The organism is Leptolyngbya sp. NK1-12 (assembly GCF_032598965.1).
Lineage (GTDB): Bacteria > Cyanobacteriota > Cyanobacteriia > Elainellales > Elainellaceae > Elainella.
The window spans coordinates 1,555,091-1,573,798 of the sequence record NZ_CP053586.1; the positions used below are offsets into that span (position 1 = coordinate 1,555,091).

Consider the following 18,708-nt stretch of genomic DNA (forward strand, 5'->3'; position numbering starts at 1 on the left):
ATTTATTCAACTCGATCAACTAAATATTACTAAAATGAAACACTTTATTGAACGTCGCGATTTTTTGAAACTCGGCGCAATTGGTGCACTCAGTCTGTTAGCAGCCGCTAATGATTGGTTTCAGGCCGAGGCTGAAGCTGCCGAATTGTCCTCGCTCAGCCCTGATGAAGCGCTGCAAAAGCTGCTCGATGGCAACCAGCGCTTTGCCCAACACCACCCTAACTATCCAGATCAAACCGAACTGCGGGTGCGGGAAGTGGCTCAGGCGCAGCATCCCTTTGCTACGGTTCTGAGCTGTGCCGATTCGCGAGTGCCGGTAGAAATTGTCTTTGATCAGGGCATTGGCGATATTTTTGATGTGCGGATTGCCGGAAATATCGCTACCCCTGCCGCAATTGGCAGTATCGAGTATGCAGTGGCGCTGCTGGGAACGCCGCTGCTGATGGTGCTGGGACATGAACGCTGTGGCGCGGTGACGGCGGCTGTGAAGAACGAGGCACTTCCCGGCGAAATTGGTACTTTTGTAAAGGCAATTCTACCAGCAGTAGAACGAGTGAAGGATAAACCGGGCAATTTGGTTGATAATGCCGTTGTTGCGAATGTTCACTATCAAATTGAACAGTTGCAGCAATCGTCGCTGTTAACGGAGCGGTTGCAGTCTGGTCAATTGAAGATAGTTGGCGGACGTTATGATTTAGATACAGGCAAAGTTATGATTATTACCTAGTTGCGATAATATGGATGACATTTTCCCTGCCGTGTCTACCCGCAAAGGTGAGTTTTATTTGTGCAGACACGGTTTTGACCGCCAGTTCAGATAGCTGATGGGAAGATGGATTTAACTGCCAGCAAGCTGTAGAGCAAGCTACAGAGAAAGCTACAGTGAGTGTGTCGATTGACTTAGCCAACCCTATGCCATTTCCTGCTCAATTTTTTGTTGCCGGCACAGATACCAACGTCGGAAAAACTGTTGTCTCAGCCATGTTGACGCTGGGACTAGGAGCCGCCTATTGGAAGCCTGTGCAGTCTGGGTTAGAGCCAATCACCGACACCGAGTATGTGCGCCGAACCACCGGGTTGGACGCTTCCCACTTTATTCCAGAGCGGTTTCGTCTCACCGAACCCCTGTCGCCCCATGCTTCAGCCGCCATTGATGGAGTTGAAATTGGCCTGAGTGATTTTCAGCGTCCTATTACCACTAAACCGCACCTGATTGTGGAAGGAGCTGGAGGCCTGATGGTGCCACTGAATCAGCGTGATTTCATGATTGATCTAATCCAACACCTCGATCTGCCCGTGTGTTTGGTGGCTCGCAGCACACTAGGCACAATCAACCACACCCTCCTCTCGATTGCCCAACTGCGCCGCGCTCAGGTGCCGATTCTGGGCGTGATTCTGAATGGTCCTAAAAATCCCAGTAACCGGGAAGCGATTGCCCACTACGGTCAGGTGCCAATTTTGGGCGAATTAGAACCCCTAGCAGCCATTAATCCTGATACACTCAAACAGGCATTTGCTCGTCTCTAGCCGGTTCTATTGCCTATGCACCCCCATCTCTGGTATCCCTACACCCAAGCCAAAACCGCACCATCACCGCTCAAGGTCAAGTCTGCTCAGGGCATTTGGCTAGAGCTAGAGGATGGCCGTCGAGTCATGGACTGCATTTCGAGCTGGTGGGTGAACCTGCATGGCCATGCCCATCCCCAAATTGCCGCCGCCATCTATCAGCAGGCCAAAACCCTAGAGCAGGTGATTTTTGCTGGATTAACCCACGACCCAGCCGAGCAGTTGGCCGAGCAGCTCTTGCAGTATTTGCCGTCTGGCCTGAATCGGGTCTTTTATTCCGATAATGGTTCCACGGCTGTAGAAGTGGCGTTGAAGATGGCCTATCAGTACTGGGTGAACAAAGGAGTGAATCTAGGAGTAAATCCAGGCGCGAATTTAGGCGCGAATTTAGCTGAGCAGCGCGGCACGTTCATCGCCTTCGCCGGAGCCTATCATGGCGATACATTTGGCACAATGGCCGTTGGAGCACGCTCGTTGTTTTCTCAGGTGTTCTCTGATCTGTTATTTCAGGTGGAGTGTGTGCCGTTTCCAGCTACCTATCTGGGCGATCCTGCCGTGCAGTCTCAGGAAGATGCCGTACTGGAGTTGCTGGAAACCAAACTGGAGCAGATGCCCTATGCCGGTATTTTGATTGAGCCACTTGTGCAGGGAGCTGGCGGAATGCGGATGTGCCGGCCAGAATTCCTTCAACGTTTACGCCAAATCGCCAATCAGTTCAATACTCTGTTAATCTTTGACGAAGTGATGACTGGATTTGGCCGTACCGGCGATTGGTTTGCCTGTGTTAAAGCTAACGTTCAGCCAGATATTATTTGTTTATCTAAAGGGATTACTGGTGGCTTTCTGCCCCTCGCTGTGACCATTTGCACCGAAACAATCTACCAGGCATTCTACAGTGACGATCCGCTCAAGACGCTATACCACGGCCATAGCTACACGGCTAATCCCCTCGGATGTGCGGCAGGACTGGCCTCCCTGAAGCTGATGCAGGAAAACGAGTCGCGGTTCAAAGGCATGGAAACTAAACATTGGCAGCATTTGGCCGCTCTAGCAACCCATCCCAAACTAGAGAACCTGCGGGTGACGGGCACCATCGCCGCGATGGACATTGTCACCGACGCCGAGACCAGCTACCTCAATCCAGTCGGACCGCAACTGCGCCAACAGGCACTAGACCGAGGTGTGCTGCTGCGTCCGCTCGGTAATGTGCTATACCTGATGCCGCCCTATTGCATTACCGATGATGAACTGACGCAAGTATACGAAACCATTGCCGCAATTCTGAAAACCCTCTGAAGTAAAAACTTCTCATCCACCCATCTACCCATCTACTCATCCACCCATCCATGGCCCTTGCTCCCTGGCGTTCTCCCCTAGCCCGTGCCCTGCATCTCAATCGTTCGCTGATCTATGCCCGCTATGTGCAGTTGGCAACCGTTCGCACTGATGGTCGTCCTGCCAATCGCACGGTGGTGTTTCGGGGCTTTCTCGACTCTACAAACCAGCTCAAGTTTATTACCGACGATCGCAGCGAAAAAATCGAGCAGGTTGCTAAGCAGCCCTGGACCGAAGTTTGCTGGTATTTTCCCAAAAGCCGCGAGCAGTTTCGTCTGTTGGGGCAGTTAAGGGCGGTTGGCGCGAATGGGCCGGAATCATGGCTGAAAGCGCGTCAAAGCCAGTGGCAGGACCTCTCGGCTGCCGCTCGACTTCAGTTTGCCTGGGCCGCTCCTAAACAACCGCGTGCCGAAACCAGTGCCTTTCACCCACCCCCACCCGACCCGATCCAACCGTTGCCGAATTTCTGTTTGCTGCTGCTCGATCCGGTGCAGGTGGATCATTTAGAGCTACGCGGCGATCCCCAAAACCGCAATCTTTACATCTATAATCCAGAACAACAAACTTGGCAGATCGAGGCGATTAATCCCTAATGCAGTTATCGGTAATAGAAAAGGGACTTCAGCAAGGACGTGAAGAAGAGCGGCGAATTTTGACACTGAATTTGCTGCGTGAAGGAGTATCGCCGGAAGTGATCGCACGAGCTACCGGGCTGGCGATTGAGCAAATTCAGCAGTTGCAGACCACTATGCCGCCCAGTCCTGCCGATTCCTAGATCCCAGCTCCGTCCAAAAATTGCTCGATCACCTTGTCATCAATTCGGCAGCGGTCATGTACTGCATGACTCTGTGCTGGCAGTTCACCAACAGCGACCCCAACCGGAAGTGCTATAGGGCTAGTAGTGCGTTGCAATTCTTGTACCTGTTGTTCTAAAGCTTCGATGCGGTCTAGCAAGGCTCGGATCACCTGAGCTTCCGAGTCTGGCAGTTGACCGTGATCGAGAGGATCGACCCGTTCGCCAGCTCGGTAAACAATTCGGCCTGGAATGCCAACCACGGTACAGTTTGCCGGCACATCGCGCAGCACCACCGAACCCGCGCCAATCCGGACATTATCGCCAATCAGCAGATTGCCCAACACTTTGGCCCCGGCTCCAACCACCACATTTTCGCCCAGCGTCGGGTGGCGTTTGCCGCTTTCCTTACCCGTACCGCCTAACGTTACCCCTTGATAGATCAGGGCATAGTTCCCTACTATCGCCGTTTCTCCGATCACCACTCCCATGCCGTGGTCGATGAACACGCCGCGTCCAATCGTGGCACCAGGGTGAATTTCGATCCCCGTCAAAAAGCGAGCGATGTGGGAAACCAATCGGGGAATGAAGGGCAGATGCAGCTTAAATAACTGATGGGCGAAGCGATGCAGCAACAGAGCCTGCAAGCCAGGATAACAGAACAGTACCTCTAGCCAGTTGCGTGCCGCTGGGTCGCGATCAAAGATGATGCGAAAATCTTCTCTGAGAGTCTGTAGCACGGATTTCAGCACAGGTTGTTGCCCCATCGCAGAACAAAAACTACCACTTTCCAGGCTAATACATTTCGGTCTACTTTTGCTGAGAAGAAGCTGAAAGGCAAATCAGAAAATCGTGAGGGTTGAAATATTTGTAGGAGTGGGGAGATGCGGCTCGTGAGCCTCGCCGAACGAGGGAGTGGGGAGATGCGGCTCGTGAGCCTCGCCGAACGAGGGGAGTGGGGTTGTTTGACTTTTATTGTTGTTTTAGGGTTTGGTGGATGCTTTTTAGTTCGGCCAGGATGGCTTGCAGCAGTTCGTGGGTGACGGTTTCTGGGGGTTGTTGCACTTCAATCGTGACCTGTTTGATCCCCAAAACATCCTGCGCAAATCGGGCTACTTCGTTGGGGTGGAACAGTAGGGGATCATCTTTGTTGACCCGCAGTTCTGGATTGAGCCGACGGGGATCATAAGGTGGATTGAGGATCTCTGGATTGGTGTTGGCATAGCGGTAGACCGAGGCACGGGAGCGATTTAGGGCTTTTTCGACGGCTTCAACGGTCATTAGTCCCTGAGGTGGGCTGGTTTCAAATGGCATAGCTCGGTTCTAGTTCGGCAACGATAGACTATAAGGGGTAAACGCCATCGGCTACAAGCGATCTATTTTAGTCCTAAGATGGGATTTTTGTGTCTCACTTCAAGAATGAATAGCACAATTAAGTCTTACAAGTTTTACCCTTAGGCTGCGCCTTGAGGAACTGCCAGAGGAACGCCAATAGTGTTTCGTTATCCCATTCGGTCAGGGAAATTTCCAAGGGCTGAAGCTGTTCGTTACGGAGACTGTACAGGAGGTACGGGAGCAGGAGCAGATCTAACAGGAGCAGATCTAAAGCGATATTCGCCTGAGCTGTTCGATTGAACTTGAATCAACACAGGCGTCAGACGGCGATCGCGGGTATCTAGAAATCGCACTGAGTCTCCCGCTCCTGAGGTTGAAAAGTCAGGATTTTGCAATGCTCGTTGTAATTCGCGGCGGGTCTTGCCCTGTTGCAACCCGGCAATCACGGCACGGGTAGCATCGTAAGCTGTAGCGGTGCGCCAATTGACAGTCGCTCGCCAAAGCCTCTGGGCGCGTTGAGCAAAGTCAGGATAGGCATCTGGACTCCAGGGAGCAACCAGCACTAAGCCCTCTACGGCTTGCTGTCCATCCTGAGTAATTTTCTGCGTGTATAGCGATGGACTGCCGAATAACGCGAGCTGCCCGTCATTGGCGCGTGCCACCTCGATCGCGGGAGCAAGATTGTTGATACTCGGCCCCAAATACAGACTGTTTGCGCCTTGCTCAATCGCTCTGGCAATCGCTTGTTCTGGATCAAAGGCACGGGAGGCAAAATTGCACAGATCATCGCCCTGCTTGTTTGTTACCTTAACCACTTCACCGCCATTGGCCGTCAATGTATCAACGAATGCATCTCTGAATACAGCATTATCTGGGGCAGTGGCATCGTAGCAAATCAGCATCTTCGCAGGCTGAGACAATTGTTCGGATAGCTGTTCCGTTAGATGCTCAACCAAAGCAGCGGCTATCGATTGAGCAGTTGGAACGGCGCGGAAAATATAATTCCCCACCTTGGCGACGGCTGGATTGAAGGTGGTAGGAGAAATCATCACCAAGCCATGTTCTTGGTAGATAGGAGCGGCTCCTAGCGACGCATCGCTAGTATTGTGTCCCACAACTGCTAGAACATCTTGATCGTTAACCAAAACGGTAGCAATCTGCCGGGTCAGATTCGGATCGTTACTATCATCAATAATTTCAACTTCTAAGCCGACATTGTTAATACCACCGCTGCGGTTAATTTCATCCTGGGCCTGGGCCACCCCCCGCAAAATTTCCTGGGCCACGTTGACGGCTTTGCCAATTGGGACGCTAGTGGCAATCCTATAGGTTGGGCGTTGGGCCGCTCGCAGTCGAGCATTGTTGAGATAGATCAACGTTTCGGGATCATTCGGCTTAAGTTGCAATGATTCCTCAAACCATTGCACGGCCATTTGATACTCTGCGGCGGCAAAGGCGGCGATTCCCTCTCGTTTGGCTAATGTGTCAACATCGTTGATTAACTGCCGCTCTCCCAGGCTAAAGCGATTTGCCAGGGCTACATTCAGAGATGATGACGCAGAAGACTGTTCTCCTTCTAGTTGAGCAACCTGTGAAGTCAGACGTGGAGAAAGCCAAAACCATAAAATACCGAGAATTCCTACTGTAATCAGCAATGAAATCGCTAATAGAAAGCTCTCTCTAGAATTCCTAGAAGACATATCTCTTCCTAGAGCATTACAAAATTGGCAAAGGCCCAAATACGACATGGACAATTCGTATCAAGGCTAATGGGGGTTAAAACATTAATTCAGTGATTCCGTAGTCCGGGCAGCTCACCCGCTGTAAGATGCCTGCCCGACGGTTTTCTTAGCTTCCATAAGCCTAGAGAAGCTGACTAAATCCCATAGACCTAGTCACTCTGTAAGCACGGTATGACTAAGAGCTACTCCTCCGATAAACCTATAGACTCAGTTGCTCCAGCAGATATGCATCGAACAAGGAAGCAATCAGCGATCTAGAAAATCAGCGATTCAGAAAAACAGTTAAATTCTAGCTCGCTACAGAGGTTACCTGATCAAACGATCGTTAATATAAAGAAGAACGGGATGAGGGCGCAGTTATGTGTGGACGATTTACCCTGACTCAATCTGCCGAAGCGATTGCGGAAGCCTTTGATCTGGATGAGGTGCCCAGATTTGTGCCGGGTTATAACATTGCTCCGACCCAACCTGTGCCGACGATTCGGGCCAGCAAAACCAGCGGACGGGAGTTTGATTACCTCTATTGGGGTCTAATTCCGTCCTGGTCTAAAGATCCGACTATCGGTGCTCGCATGATCAATGCGCGGGCAGAAACCGTGACCGAAAAGCCTTCGTTTCGGACAGCCTTTAAGCGGCGGCGTTGTCTGATTGTGGCGGATGGCTTCTACGAATGGCAGAAACTTGGCTCAAAGAAGCAACCCTACTATTTTCAGCTCAAAGATCACCAAATTTTCGGCTTTGCCGGTTTGTGGGAACACTGGCACAGCCCGGAAGGTGACGAGATTCAATCCTGCACGATTCTGACCACTGCAGCGAATGAATTAATGCGTCCGGTGCATGATCGCATGCCTGTGATTTTGCATCCCCAAGATTATGATCTGTGGCTTGATCCAACAATTCAGACCAGCGAGCGGCTGCATTCCTTGTTGCGTCCCTATCCCGATGCAGAGATGCACGCCTATCCGGTCAGCACCAGAGTCAATAGTCCCCAGAATGACAGTCCAGATTGTATTGCTCCGCTAGAGCAAGCCTCAGTGGATTGAGGAAAACGATGATCGATAAGACTGACCCATATTACTGAACGGATTGCGAGCGTGGTTGTTGATCGTTCCAGCCTAGAGTTAGAAAAATCGATTTTGCAGTTGGCTGCTGAATGGCAAAAATTGATCGCCAATGACTTGACCCGTCGCTATTTTGAGTATTCTCCTGCTGTCATCAATCAGACTGGATTTAATATTATTGTCGCTATCCTCTGCCTTTATCTTTGTGAAGCTCGACAGATTATTCGGCCTGGCACACTCAAGGCATTACAAAGTCAATCTAATTCTTATCTACAATTAATCCAGCTTTGGCAATCCTGCTATCTGCGTTGGGGTGACAACCTAACCATGTTTGCCCTACCGTTGCCCCTTGTTCTCTCTGATTCGCTGCTGCAGGAAATGCTTTATAATTTATACGATTCCAGTGATGCAAAACTGTCGGTAGCGATTTTGGGGCAGGTATACGAGACCGTCCGGGTCGCCTCTGAGCCACAACCGGTCTACAGTCAGAAAAAACAGTTCTCTTGGCGTAAATCCGGCGGCATTTACTATACACCCAAACCAATTGTGCAGTACATGGTGCAAAGTACAATTGATCAAACGGGTTTACCGTTGCCTCAAATCCTAGATCCAGCCTGCGGCGGCGGTGCGTTTTTGATTGAGGCGTATCAGTATTTACTTGAGCATCAGCTTGATTGCACAGGTCAATTTTTACATCCATTCCAGCTATCTTTTGCTCAGCGTCAGCGTGTATTGAATTGTCTGCATGGAGTTGATATTGATGCTCAGGCGGTTGCGATTGCACGATTATCCCTCTGGTTAAAGCTCTATGAGGGTAGCAGCTATCATGGAGCTAATTTTTTTGACATTTCCCAAATTAAAATTCACTGCGGTAATGCCTTGAGCAGTCTAGATCGTACCGAAAACGCTCCAGAGTCACTTGCATCCTTTGACTGGCAGACCTTCTTTTCTGAGGCTTGGAGAGCAGGCGGTTTTGACATTGTGCTGGGCAATCCGCCCTATGTAGATGCCGAATCCATGACGTTATACTTACCAGATTGGCGGTCCTATTGTACGACCCATTATCAAACCGCTACAGGCAACTGGGATCTGTTTTGTATCTTCATTGAAAAAGCGCTGCAGCTCTGTCGGTACGGCGGCATTACCAGTTTACTAGTGCCCAACAAGCTCTTCTCGGCTCAGTATGCTGGTGCTGCTCGTTCGCTCTTGTTGCAAAAGACGCAATTAATATCACTGCGTGATTACTCTCGTGTTCCTATTTTTGATGCCTCAGTTTATCCAATTGTCTATTTAGCTCAAAAGTATGTTCCTGGTTCGGTTAATCAAACAGTTACTCAATCAGTCAATCAGATAACTGCTGCACCAATCTACGAGCAGATGGCCAGCATTGAACAGGTTGCCCATTCCCATACGCTAGATCTGCATTCCTGGATGGACAAAACTACCCAACCCTGGTCGATTGGGGTGCAAGTCCAGATCAAGTTAATGCAGCGGCTCGATCAATTGCCCAAGCTGAGAGATGTGGCCCAAGTCAGCGGAGCCGCAACCGTTGCTGAAGCCTATGAGCTGCAATCGCAAATTCAAGACACCCCTAGTCCAACCGAAGCTGATTTGCAGTTTGTCAACAGCGGCACGATTGATCGGTATCGGATTTTGTGGGGGCAAAAACCAGTACGGTATTTGGGCAAAGTGTATCGATATCCGATGATTGCCGCCGTTAATCTCGTCCATCTGCCGCCCAAGCGGTTAATTCAGGCGCAGCAGAGCAAAATTATCGTGGCGGGAATGTCTCGGCGATTGGAATGTGCTCTGGACGAACGGGGTAGGATTTTGGCTGGCAAATCAACCGTTGTAATTCTGCCCCAACCGATGCCGTCTCAAGGCGCAACTATGACCGTCGATCTGCGCTACCTGCTGGGCTTACTGAACAGCCGGCTGCTCAGCTTCTATTTGCAGACTCGCTTTAGCGGCAATCGTCTCCAGGGTGATTATTTTCGCATCGGGCCACCACAAATTAGAGAGTTACCCATAGTTCTACCCGATCTAGAACGTCCTGATCAATTGCAACCGTACAATCAAGTGATTGAGTTAGTGGACACTCGCCATAAATTAGATTGCGCTTCTCTAAACCAGGTTAACTCACGAACAAAGCTGCAATTTGAGTCAGGGGCAATTGATACTGAAATTGATTCTTTAGTCAACCAAATTTATCAGCTATCTGCCGCAGAAATTTCCGCACTCGATGAATGTGAGTATCTATGCTAGCAGTTATAACCAGTTGCCGGCCAATGCACCACAATAAAGTACAATCCTGCCAATCTACATAGCCAAACCATCACCTAGCTGAACATTACCCGATTAGATCCAAGTTTCCAAGTCTTCGCCTGCTGCCGCGAATGCCAAAACTGGCGATACATACCATCCTGGTTGATTAAGCTGTCATGTGTTCCCTGCTGCACAATCTGTCCCTGATCCAACACCAGAATTTGATCGGCAGACGGCACCGTACTGAGGCGATGCGCTGTCGTAACACCAGATTTCGGGCACGCCCAGCCGTGCATAGATTGGAAGTGGAGGGGTGGAGGGGCTTCGCTGTGAGCGGCTCAGCCGAACGGTGGGGTGTGGAGGAATCGTCTTGATTTTATTGCCATGGTTCGCAATAGAGAGTCATTGGTGCTACCCTTCAGAGTGAGATGAGAAGAGCACGCATTCTAGGAGCAGAATCATCGCTTTTTTCTTCAGCAAACCAATATCCTGCTGTTCATATGACGATTTCCCTGTCCCAGCAAAGCTACACTGATTTTGAGCAGGCGCTTTATGCTCAAGCTCAATATCCTGACTCAGCCGATGGCATGGATCTGTTACTTCAACAGCCCGCTTGGTTTGCAACGGGTTATACCAGGGAAGTTGAACTGCGGCAGGGGTTGAGATTGCAAATTCTTGATTTTCGGTTGTGCGATCGCTGTGAAACGACGTTGCCAGACCAAGAGGGAGCCATATCGTTTCATTTCCATTTGTCAGGGGAGCACCAAGATGCTTGCACAGAGGTGAGCAATTTGGAATATGCGCTCTATGGTAGCGGTTTAGCACCCAAACACACCTTGATTAGTCCAGACCGATATCCTGCCTTGGAAGTGATCGTTGACATGGAGCCAGAGAGTTTTGTTTCATTCATCGGTCAGGGCGGCGAATTGCCATTGGAGTTCCAGCATTTAATTCAGCCAGCGGATCAGACACACTACACTCGTGTAGGCACTATCTCACCTGCAATGCAGGGCATTCTCTGGCAAATTATTCGCTGTCCCTATCTGGGGTTGCACAAACGCATGTATTTGGAAGGCAAGGCGTTGGAGGTGGCGGCATTAGTGTTGGAGGAAGAGCGCGAGGTGCAGCAGGGACGGCAACCACTTCTAAGTTTGAAGTCCGATTGTGTCGATCGGATTCATCGTGCCCGTGAGATTTTGATGCAAAACTTGCATCAGCCACCGTCGTTAATGGAGTTAGCGCGGCAGGTAGGCTTGAATGATTATTCGCTCAAATGTGGGTTCAAGCAGGTGTTTGGCAAAACGGTGTTTGGCTATTTGCACGACTATCGCATGGAACAAGCTAGCCAATTGCTGATGTCGGGTGAGATGAAGGTAGAAGAGGTGGCAGCGGCGATCGGGTTTGAGAGCCGTAGCTATTTTTCCATTGCCTTTCGCAAAAAGTTTGGCATCACTCCCAAAACGTACCAGATGCAGTGTAGAACAGGTGGGAGGCAAATCTAGCCTGTTGCTATCGATTGATCGGTTGAATGCGTTCTAATGCTTCAGCCTCAGCCAACTGAGCATGGTACAAATCCCACCCTTGTTGATTATTCAACCAAAAATCTGGCGACATCTTAAAATATCTGGCTAATCTTAAGGCAGTGCTAGGCGTGATACCTCTACGACCGTTGATGATTTCATTGATCCGTTGATAGGGAACATGGATTGCTTCTGCAAGTTGCCTTTGGGTGATTCCCATTGGCTTTAAGAATTCTTCTAATAGCATTTCTCCGGGATGAGTTGGGGGACGATGGGTGGGAATGCGTATCATAGTGATCTCCTCAGTGATAGTCTACTATCTCTACTTCGGTAGCACCTTCCGGCATCCAGATAAAACAGATTCGATATTGCTGGTTGATCCTGATGCTAAGCTGACCTTCACGATCGCCCTTCAGAGGTTCTAACGGATTACCTGGAGGAACTCGTAAGTCATCAAGAGTTGTTGCAAAATTAAGTTGATCTAATTTTCGTCTAGCATTAGCCCACAAAAATTGGGGGCAAGCCCTGAGTGCTTTCTTGGAAGCCACACCATGAAGCCACACCATTGAAAATATCCTCTGTTGCCTCATCTTTAAACGAAACAACCATGGTATCCCAGTATCACGGCTACTATGATACCAAACCAATGGATACTCAGCACAAAAACTCCGGTTAGCGAACAAAAATATTCCCGTTAGCGAACAAAATCGCTTCACTCTGCCCCACCAAACCGATATCTTCTTGAAAATAGTTATCAATTAGGTGGGAGTGTGATGGTGCGGCTGCATAGCATGATCGTTTTGGCAGGTCTGCTTTCAATGTTAATCGCTCCCTGTGCGTGGGCAGAGGAAACAGGAACTGGGGTAGAAACCCGGGAGGATGGGAGCGTTGGAGAGAGGATGAGTGGGAGCGTGGATGAGTCTGAGCAATCTACCACCCCATCTGTCCCACTGCTCCGCAGCAGGCTACTACCCATCCACCCCATCGCCTCACCACTGCTCTCCGATCTTGACCAACCTGCCATAACTGTCGCAGATTGGATCGCCCAAATTGAAGCCTCGCTCGTGCAAATTACTGCTGTGCAACTCGAAGCGACAGAAACGGGATTGCGAGTGATCCTGGAAACAGACAATGGCTTGCTGGACGTGCCGGAAACCCGATCGGTAGGCAATGCCCTAATTGCAGATATTCCCAATGCCACGATCGCAGAGGAATTTTCTCAGGCAAACCCGCTTGAGGGCATTGCGCTGGTGAGTGTGACGAGTTTACCAGGCAATCGAGTCCGCGTTGCCATCACCGGAACCGATGCACCACCGTCTGCCGAAATCAGTGCTGAGGAGCAAGGGTTAGTGCTAGCCGTGACGCTGGGAGATGCTAGCGCAGTTGCAGAGGAAGATGCGATTCAAGTGGTGGTGACGGGAGCGCAGGATGAAGGCTATAACCCATCAAATGCTTCTGTAGGAACCAGAACCGATACGCCATTGCGCGATATCCCTCAGTCGGTTCAGGTTGTGCCGCAACAGGTACTAGAAGATCGTCAAGCCAGAAGCATCAGAGACGGATTAGAAAACGTCAGCGGTATAGCCGCAATTACTAGTTCTGTTTCGACTAGACAGTATTTTACAGCCCGAGGCTTTGAACTCTACTCAGGTTTTCTTGTCAATGGCATCCCCGACCCAACGATTGCTCAAGATGCAGGTTTTGTCAATTTAGAGCGGTTAGAGGTTTTAAAGGGGCCAGCTTCCGCTTTATATGGCGATAGCGGTTCAAGTCTGGGGGCTACTGTTAACTTTGTGACTCGGCAACCTTTACCGAATCCCTTTTATGAAGTGAGTGCGATCGTTGGCAGCTTTAACAATTATCAGGGAGTACTTGATTTTTCTGGGCCTTTAAATGATTCCGAAACAGTTCTCTATCGCCTGATTGCTGCTTACCAGAGCAACGAGACATTTGTTGATTTTAATGAAACTCAAACATTTTCTATTGCTCCTAGTTTGAGCTTTAGCCTGGGATCAAGAACAGATCTTGTTGTGGAAGGCGATTTTTACCACCTAAGAAGAAACGGAGCATACAATGGGTTGCCAGCCGTTGGAACTGTGATAGCTAGCCCAAATGGAGAACTCAACCGCAGTTTTAACGGAACAGGACCACAAGAAGATATCTCGGTTGTTAATGGCAGGGTTGGATATCGTCTTGAGCATCGATTCAGTGATAACTGGGAATTGCGTAACGCATTTCTCTATTCGTTTTATGCTGACAGCGCAGACTCAGCAACCATCCTAGTTGATGGTCTAGCCGACGATAACCGTACACTTGAGCGCTTTGGCACTACTGGTGATATCGAGTCAAGTAACTACTACCTAAACACTGACTTGCTAGGCAGCTTCCAAACTGGCACTATTGATCATCGGCTGCTATTTGGCTTTAGTTTGAGTCGCAGTACAACGACCTTCGATGTTGAAGATGCAGCAGCAGAACCAATAGATATTTTCGATCCAGTTTTCGATCAAACTGTTGTTTTAACTGGCAATAGTAATTTTATTGAGTCTACAACTAGAGATGCGCTTGGTATTTATCTCCAAGATCAAATTACATTAACAGAGAATCTAAAACTTCTGTTGGGCGGGCGCATCGATATATTTGAAGAACGAAAAGATAACCCGATCGACAATGTGGAAACAAGCCAATCAGACACTGCATTTAGTCCACGAGTGGGGATTGTTTATCAACCGATTCCACCGATTTCTCTTTATGCCAGTTATGCTCGATCGTTTACACCAACTATTGGCACATCCGCTAGCGGAGAAGCATTTGAACCGGGGCGTGGAACGCAATATGAAATCGGGATCAGGGCTGACATCAATGGTCAACTCTCCGCAAACCTTGCTTTCTATGATTTGACTCGCACTAACGTAACAACAACCGATCCAGACGATTCTAGATTTTCAGTTCAGACTGGAGAGCAAAAAAGTCAGGGAATTGAGTTAGATATTAGTGGTGAAATTTTACCAGGATGGAACATTATTGGAGGATATGCCTACAATGATGCCAGAGTCACAGAAGATAACACAATTCCAGTTGGCAACCGCTTGTTTGGTGCTCCCGAACACTCCTTTAACCTATGGACAACTTATCGAATTCAGCAAGGTACTTTTCAAGGGCTAGGGTTTGGATTAGGTTTTAACTACGTTGGGGAGACACAAGCAAACCTGGCTAATACAATTGAACTGCCCAGTTTCTTCCGCACCGATGCCGCCATCTTTTATGAACGCGATCGATTTCGTGCTGCTGTGAATTTCCGCAATCTGTTTGATGTGGAATACTATTTAGGGCGTGGTTCTGACACCTTAGTTTATGCAGGTGAACCTTTCACGGTTCAAGGAACAGTTTCTTGGCAGTTTTAAAACGCTGAATAGCCATGAGGATTTCGTTTCGTCACTTTGCTGACTGGCTTCTCTTGGGAATCTCAACCTTAATGCTAATTTCGGGTTGCAATGCCGTTAACACTACTCGTGTGATAAATGCCCAAGCACAAAGTGGGAGTTGCCGTGTCGTCCAGCATACGATGGGTGAAACTTGCATCCCTCGCAGTCCTCAACGGCTTATCCTCCTTGGGAAAGATACCTTAGCTAATAGTCTGGCATTGGGTGTCAAACCAATCGGATCGGTATTTACCCCAAACGATCCGCTGCCAAGTTATCTGCAAAATAAAGTGGATGGAATCGAATCGGTTGGAGAATTTAATACCCCTAGTATCGAAAAGATTTTACGGCTTAAACCTGACTTAATTCTGGCTAATTCTTATTACACTCAACAGAACACCTACAAGCAGCTATCACGAATTGCACCAACCGTTGTATTAAATGTTCCTTATCCTCCTCCTTCTTGGAAAGAACAGTTAGAAGAACTAGCTCAGGTATTAGGTAAAGAAAAGGTTGCTCAGCAATTCATAAATAATTATTGGCAGCGGATTGAAAAGCTTCAACAAACCTTGGGTGATCGCCGCTATACGTTAACGATATCGATCGCAGGTGCTGATTCTTACGATCTTTGGATACAGGGAGAAAACTATCTTTCAGCGGAGGTTTTAAGAGATGTTGGATTACAACGTCCCCAAGCTCAAAGAGGAGATTTTCTGTATATCAATGCATCTGAAGAAAAAATATCTATGCTTGATGGAGATATTCTTTTCTTTGTAACTCGGAGTACAGTAGAAGATCTACAAGCGATAGAGAAACTTAAGCAAAAACCTTTATGGCAACGACTCAATGTCGTTCAACGTAATCAAGTTTATTTCGTAGGTGTACATTGGTCTAACCCAGATATTTTCGCAATCAATGCGGTTCTCGATGACCTGGAAAAATACCTGGTCAACTCACCCTGAGCTGATGCTCAGCCAAACTGTTCCCCTAAAAACCAATCGCTAACGTTGCTCCTGCTCTGCCAACCAAGCCTGTAGGTCATCCAAACTGCTGAAATCCAGCAATGCTTCACTGAGGTCTTCTTGCAGTATGGCTTGATACGTCACAAACTGTCGCATCACATCCCTCCTGATGATTTGTCTAATCACTGCCTCCTCAAATCTTAACCCAGCCAGCACATAGGCGGATGCCATTGCCTCATGCTGCTGTACTTCATCCGCTATCTTCAAACGACTGGTTTTTTGGGGTAGATATGGGAATTTACCATACAACAGGAATGACTCCGTTAGTGCCGATCGTGCCCGATGGGTTTCTCAGCTTAGGGGTAGAACGCCGAAAAGGTGGGGAGTCCCGCAAGAGTTATGTGGTGTGGGAAGAGGCAGATATAGTGCCCACGATGGTGCTAGAAGTGGTGTCGCTGACTCCGGGCGGAGAATATGACACGAAAATGACCATCTACGCCAAGTTGGGTGTGCGCTACTACGTTATCTATAACCCTCAATACTGACAGTGCGACCAGCATCAACCGTTTGAAGTGTATCGTTTAGAAAATGGCGTATACCAGTTGCAAATCGGCGAACCCTACTGGATGCCGGAGGTGGGATTGGGGATTGGGCGATCGCGCTATACTTCTGGAGCGGTGGAACGGGAAGGACTCTATTGGTATAACGAACAAGGAAAGCGGTATTTAACGCCAGAGGAACAACTGACACGCTATCGCCAACGATTTGGCGATTTGCCGGAGGAGCCACCGGAAGGTTACTAGGGCGTGTTTTAAAACCTTCTGATAGTTTATTGATCCCCCTAATCCCCCTTAAGAAGGGGGACTTTGAGCGGTTCGGTTCCCTCCTTTTTAAGGAGGGTTAGGGAGGATCAAAGAGTTTTGAAACACTGCCTAAATTCCGATTGACGCGGCAGCGATCGCTTACCCTCAAACTCGTTCCATTGCCAAGTGAGTTCCCCACCTTGTTGCGCCTCTTCCCACAGCACATCATATTCCGCAGACGTAATAATCTTCGCCATATTCCGATCGATGAGTTGCTCTAAAGCGGCGTACTGACCATCACTTGTTGCGACATCCGCGCTCCCAGTCCTAATCGCGTATCACCGATTGTCACAACGACAGAGCCATTTAAACTCCGGCTAATTATTTGAGCTTCAGCACCGGGGCAAAATCCCATATGGTGAAGATGTTGAATTGTATGAGGGTTGCCTCTAAGACTGACGATGCAAAGACGATCGCCCACCTGTGCTTTTGCCAGCGGCATGACGGACAATTCAAGGCTAGCAGCTTCCCCCAAGTCTCTATCATCTGCGCCATAGGTGGGTAGGGCTTCTCGTTCTAGATTGCCACCCAAGAAGGTGAAACTCCAATCTTCTCTGGGTGACGGGTTCAACCGATCGATCGCGGAAGGCAGTTTTTTGATCATGGCACCCTCAACATTGAGATAATGATTCCCATCCACACTGTAAGGCTTTTCTGAATTTACTGAAAGTAATTCTCATTAATTACATAAAATGTTGAATTAAACCATCACCTAACAACAGTGATACGGGACAACTTTAGACCGAATTAAGTCTCCGCAAAAGAACCATCGGGCAACAGCGCGATCGCAACTCGACCAATCTGCACCTACTGTTCCTGTTCATCATGAACTTGCACATTATTGGATGCGAGAACATCTCGAATCCTGACGGGCATGACACCATTGGGCGGAAATGCCCACCACTCGCCATTGCGACAGAAGGGATCGCCATAGCCATGTCCTTTAGTGTCTATTGAGTTGAGAGGAGGTTGAGGAAACAGTTGAGGATAAATGATGGGCAGTAATTGATTAAGCATGAGCCGGATCAGGCGCGTGCCGTTGCCAGAGTGCCAGAATTGTTCAACCTCGTGAACTTGATGGGTTTGCACTGCTTTTAGTTGCTTCCAAATTGGGTGATTGGCAAGCTGCTGGGAGAGTGGCGCGACCGAAGGCGGATAGGTTTGCACAAAGATGACATCAGGATTGATCTGGAGAATACGATTGAGCGAAACAGTCATTAAACCGGGTTCCATTCTTTGACCTGTAGGTTCAATCCAGGGATAGTAAGTCAATGATTGCAGCAGGTTGCCAAAGGTTCCAGCATTGGTCTCAACAATGAATCGACGGTAGAGGCAATTCAACGTGGAGCCACCCATCATCAACATCGTCTTTTTATGATGTACTGGGATAGTCGTACGGCATGTTTCGAGTTGAGTTTCAAGTTGCTGAATGGCAGCTTCTGCTTCAGTCATACGTCCTGTCAATTGAGCGACATCGCGCAATCGAGTTAGCGCCGTGTTATATCCACTGCCGCTCATGAGGTAGGTTGGCGCAATTTGCCGCAGCCAGCGCTGATAAAACCGATGGGGAAATTCCCAACCCAGGATCAAATCGGGTTGAAGATTGCGGATACCTTTCAAGTTTGGCAGCATCCAGGAACCGATAGGGGTAAATTGCTGGGCGCGTTCTCCATAAAATTCAGGGCGATCGGCAATACCTTGAGAGAGATAGCCGACAGGTTCTAAACCGAGTTCTGCAAGAACATCAATTCCGGTTGCTGTGAGGCACACAATTCGTTCTGCAGGTTGATTCAAGTGAATTATCTGTGTCTGTTGCATCTGTTACTCGACATGAGTCAGCGTGA

General features: G+C 48.9%; 22 protein-coding genes. 12 read left to right on the plus strand and 10 right to left on the minus strand.

All coding sequences use genetic code 11. The features are described from left to right. The first annotated feature begins 34 nt into the window (after window positions 1–34). The 5 genes from HJG54_RS06210 to HJG54_RS06230 all read left to right on the plus strand — a co-directional run bounded on the left by HJG54_RS06210 (window position 35) and on the right by HJG54_RS06230 (window position 3,676). Window positions 35–727, plus strand: coding sequence for a carbonic anhydrase (locus HJG54_RS06210; RefSeq protein ID WP_316433954.1), 693 nt, complete (start codon window positions 35–37; stop codon window positions 725–727). Between the two features lie 185 nt (window positions 728–912). Then, window positions 913–1,527: a dethiobiotin synthase gene (bioD, locus tag HJG54_RS06215; protein WP_316433955.1), complete on the plus strand. Its 615-nt coding sequence runs from the start codon at window positions 913–915 to the stop codon at window positions 1,525–1,527. A 15-nt stretch (window positions 1,528–1,542) separates the two neighbouring features. Continuing rightward, window positions 1,543–2,862: an adenosylmethionine--8-amino-7-oxononanoate transaminase gene (gene bioA / locus HJG54_RS06220; RefSeq protein WP_316433956.1), complete on the plus strand. Its 1,320-nt coding sequence runs from the start codon at window positions 1,543–1,545 to the stop codon at window positions 2,860–2,862. A gap of 50 nt (window positions 2,863–2,912) precedes the next feature. Beyond that, window positions 2,913–3,494, plus strand: coding sequence for an Npun_F5749 family FMN-dependent PPOX-type flavoprotein (locus tag HJG54_RS06225; RefSeq protein WP_316433957.1), 582 nt, complete (start codon window positions 2,913–2,915; stop codon window positions 3,492–3,494). Continuing rightward, on the plus strand, window positions 3,494–3,676 hold the full coding sequence (locus HJG54_RS06230) for a hypothetical protein (RefSeq protein WP_316433958.1): 183 nt from the start codon (window positions 3,494–3,496) through the stop codon (window positions 3,674–3,676). Before HJG54_RS06225 ends, HJG54_RS06230 begins: the two co-directional genes overlap by 1 nt. Here the strand turns inward: HJG54_RS06230 and cysE are convergent. The 3 genes from cysE to HJG54_RS06245 form a co-directional block, all read right to left on the minus strand. Beyond that, window positions 3,673–4,461, minus strand: a complete 789-nt coding sequence (gene cysE, locus HJG54_RS06235) for a serine O-acetyltransferase (protein WP_420717339.1) — start codon at window positions 4,459–4,461, stop codon at window positions 3,673–3,675. The two genes, HJG54_RS06230 and cysE, sit on opposite strands and share 4 nt — an antisense overlap. A 205-nt stretch (window positions 4,462–4,666) precedes the next feature. Then, window positions 4,667–5,008 carry a resolvase gene (locus HJG54_RS06240; RefSeq protein ID WP_316433959.1) on the minus strand — a complete coding sequence of 114 codons (342 nt, stop codon included), beginning with the start codon at window positions 5,006–5,008 and terminating at the stop codon, window positions 4,667–4,669. Between the two features lie 233 nt (window positions 5,009–5,241). Then, entirely contained in the window at window positions 5,242–6,729 is a 1,488-nt protein-coding gene (locus tag HJG54_RS06245) for an ABC transporter substrate-binding protein (protein ID WP_316433960.1), read from the minus strand. A gap of 401 nt (window positions 6,730–7,130) precedes the next feature. Between HJG54_RS06245 and HJG54_RS06250 the strand changes: the two genes are divergently transcribed. Both HJG54_RS06250 and HJG54_RS06255 read left to right on the plus strand, forming a co-directional pair. After that, window positions 7,131–7,814 carry an SOS response-associated peptidase gene (locus HJG54_RS06250; RefSeq protein ID WP_316433961.1) on the plus strand — a complete coding sequence of 228 codons (684 nt, stop codon included), beginning with the start codon at window positions 7,131–7,133 and terminating at the stop codon, window positions 7,812–7,814. A 51-nt stretch (window positions 7,815–7,865) separates the two neighbouring features. After that, window positions 7,866–10,097, plus strand: a complete 2,232-nt coding sequence (locus tag HJG54_RS06255; RefSeq protein ID WP_316433962.1) for an Eco57I restriction-modification methylase domain-containing protein — start codon at window positions 7,866–7,868, stop codon at window positions 10,095–10,097. A gap of 74 nt (window positions 10,098–10,171) precedes the next feature. On the opposite strand, the gene HJG54_RS06260 is transcribed toward HJG54_RS06255, so the two are convergent. Continuing rightward, on the minus strand, window positions 10,172–10,393 hold the full coding sequence (locus HJG54_RS06260) for a hypothetical protein (RefSeq protein WP_316433963.1): 222 nt from the start codon (window positions 10,391–10,393) through the stop codon (window positions 10,172–10,174). 204 nt (window positions 10,394–10,597) lie between these two features. Here HJG54_RS06260 and HJG54_RS06265 point away from each other — a divergent pair, with 204 nt between their 5' ends. After that, window positions 10,598–11,599 (plus strand): helix-turn-helix transcriptional regulator, encoded by a 1,002-nt coding sequence (locus HJG54_RS06265; RefSeq protein ID WP_316433964.1) that lies wholly within the window; start codon window positions 10,598–10,600, stop codon window positions 11,597–11,599. 7 nt (window positions 11,600–11,606) lie between these two features. On the opposite strand, the gene HJG54_RS06270 is transcribed toward HJG54_RS06265, so the two are convergent. Beyond that, complete coding sequence (locus HJG54_RS06270; protein ID WP_316433965.1) at window positions 11,607–11,909, minus strand: HigA family addiction module antitoxin; 303 nt, start codon at window positions 11,907–11,909, stop codon at window positions 11,607–11,609. A 10-nt stretch (window positions 11,910–11,919) separates the two neighbouring features. Next, window positions 11,920–12,207, minus strand: a complete 288-nt coding sequence (locus tag HJG54_RS06275) for a type II toxin-antitoxin system RelE/ParE family toxin (RefSeq protein WP_316435617.1) — start codon at window positions 12,205–12,207, stop codon at window positions 11,920–11,922. A 309-nt stretch (window positions 12,208–12,516) separates the two neighbouring features. On the opposite strand from HJG54_RS06275, the gene HJG54_RS06280 reads away from it, so the two are divergent. Then, on the plus strand, window positions 12,517–15,021 hold the full coding sequence (locus HJG54_RS06280) for a TonB-dependent siderophore receptor (protein WP_316433966.1): 2,505 nt from the start codon (window positions 12,517–12,519) through the stop codon (window positions 15,019–15,021). Between the two features lie 161 nt (window positions 15,022–15,182). Then, window positions 15,183–16,001, plus strand: coding sequence for an iron-siderophore ABC transporter substrate-binding protein (locus tag HJG54_RS06285; protein ID WP_316433967.1), 819 nt, complete (start codon window positions 15,183–15,185; stop codon window positions 15,999–16,001). 39 nt (window positions 16,002–16,040) lie between these two features. Here HJG54_RS06285 and HJG54_RS06290 read toward each other — a convergent pair whose 3' ends face one another. Further along, window positions 16,041–16,232, minus strand: a complete 192-nt coding sequence (locus HJG54_RS06290; RefSeq protein WP_316433968.1) for a DUF4351 domain-containing protein — start codon at window positions 16,230–16,232, stop codon at window positions 16,041–16,043. On the opposite strand from HJG54_RS06290, the gene HJG54_RS06295 reads away from it, so the two are divergent. Both HJG54_RS06295 and HJG54_RS06300 read left to right on the plus strand, forming a co-directional pair. Further along, the gene (locus HJG54_RS06295) at window positions 16,226–16,546 is read left to right on the plus strand and encodes a Uma2 family endonuclease (RefSeq protein ID WP_316433969.1); all 321 of its coding nucleotides are present in this window, start codon (window positions 16,226–16,228) and stop codon (window positions 16,544–16,546) included. The two genes, HJG54_RS06290 and HJG54_RS06295, sit on opposite strands and share 7 nt — an antisense overlap. Before the next feature lie 27 nt (window positions 16,547–16,573). Next, entirely contained in the window at window positions 16,574–16,804 is a 231-nt protein-coding gene (locus tag HJG54_RS06300; RefSeq protein ID WP_316433970.1) for a hypothetical protein, read from the plus strand. A gap of 107 nt (window positions 16,805–16,911) precedes the next feature. On the opposite strand, the gene HJG54_RS06305 is transcribed toward HJG54_RS06300, so the two are convergent. From HJG54_RS06305 to HJG54_RS06315, 3 genes are all read right to left on the minus strand, one after another. Then, window positions 16,912–17,061: a hypothetical protein gene (locus tag HJG54_RS06305; RefSeq protein WP_316433971.1), complete on the minus strand. Its 150-nt coding sequence runs from the start codon at window positions 17,059–17,061 to the stop codon at window positions 16,912–16,914. A gap of 20 nt (window positions 17,062–17,081) precedes the next feature. Further along, window positions 17,082–17,468 (minus strand): FeoA family protein, encoded by a 387-nt coding sequence (locus HJG54_RS06310; protein ID WP_316433972.1) that lies wholly within the window; start codon window positions 17,466–17,468, stop codon window positions 17,082–17,084. Window positions 17,469–17,671: 203 nt separating this feature from the next. After that, window positions 17,672–18,682 carry an ABC transporter substrate-binding protein gene (locus tag HJG54_RS06315; RefSeq protein ID WP_316433974.1) on the minus strand — a complete coding sequence of 337 codons (1,011 nt, stop codon included), beginning with the start codon at window positions 18,680–18,682 and terminating at the stop codon, window positions 17,672–17,674. Window positions 18,683–18,708: the final 26 nt, after the last annotated feature.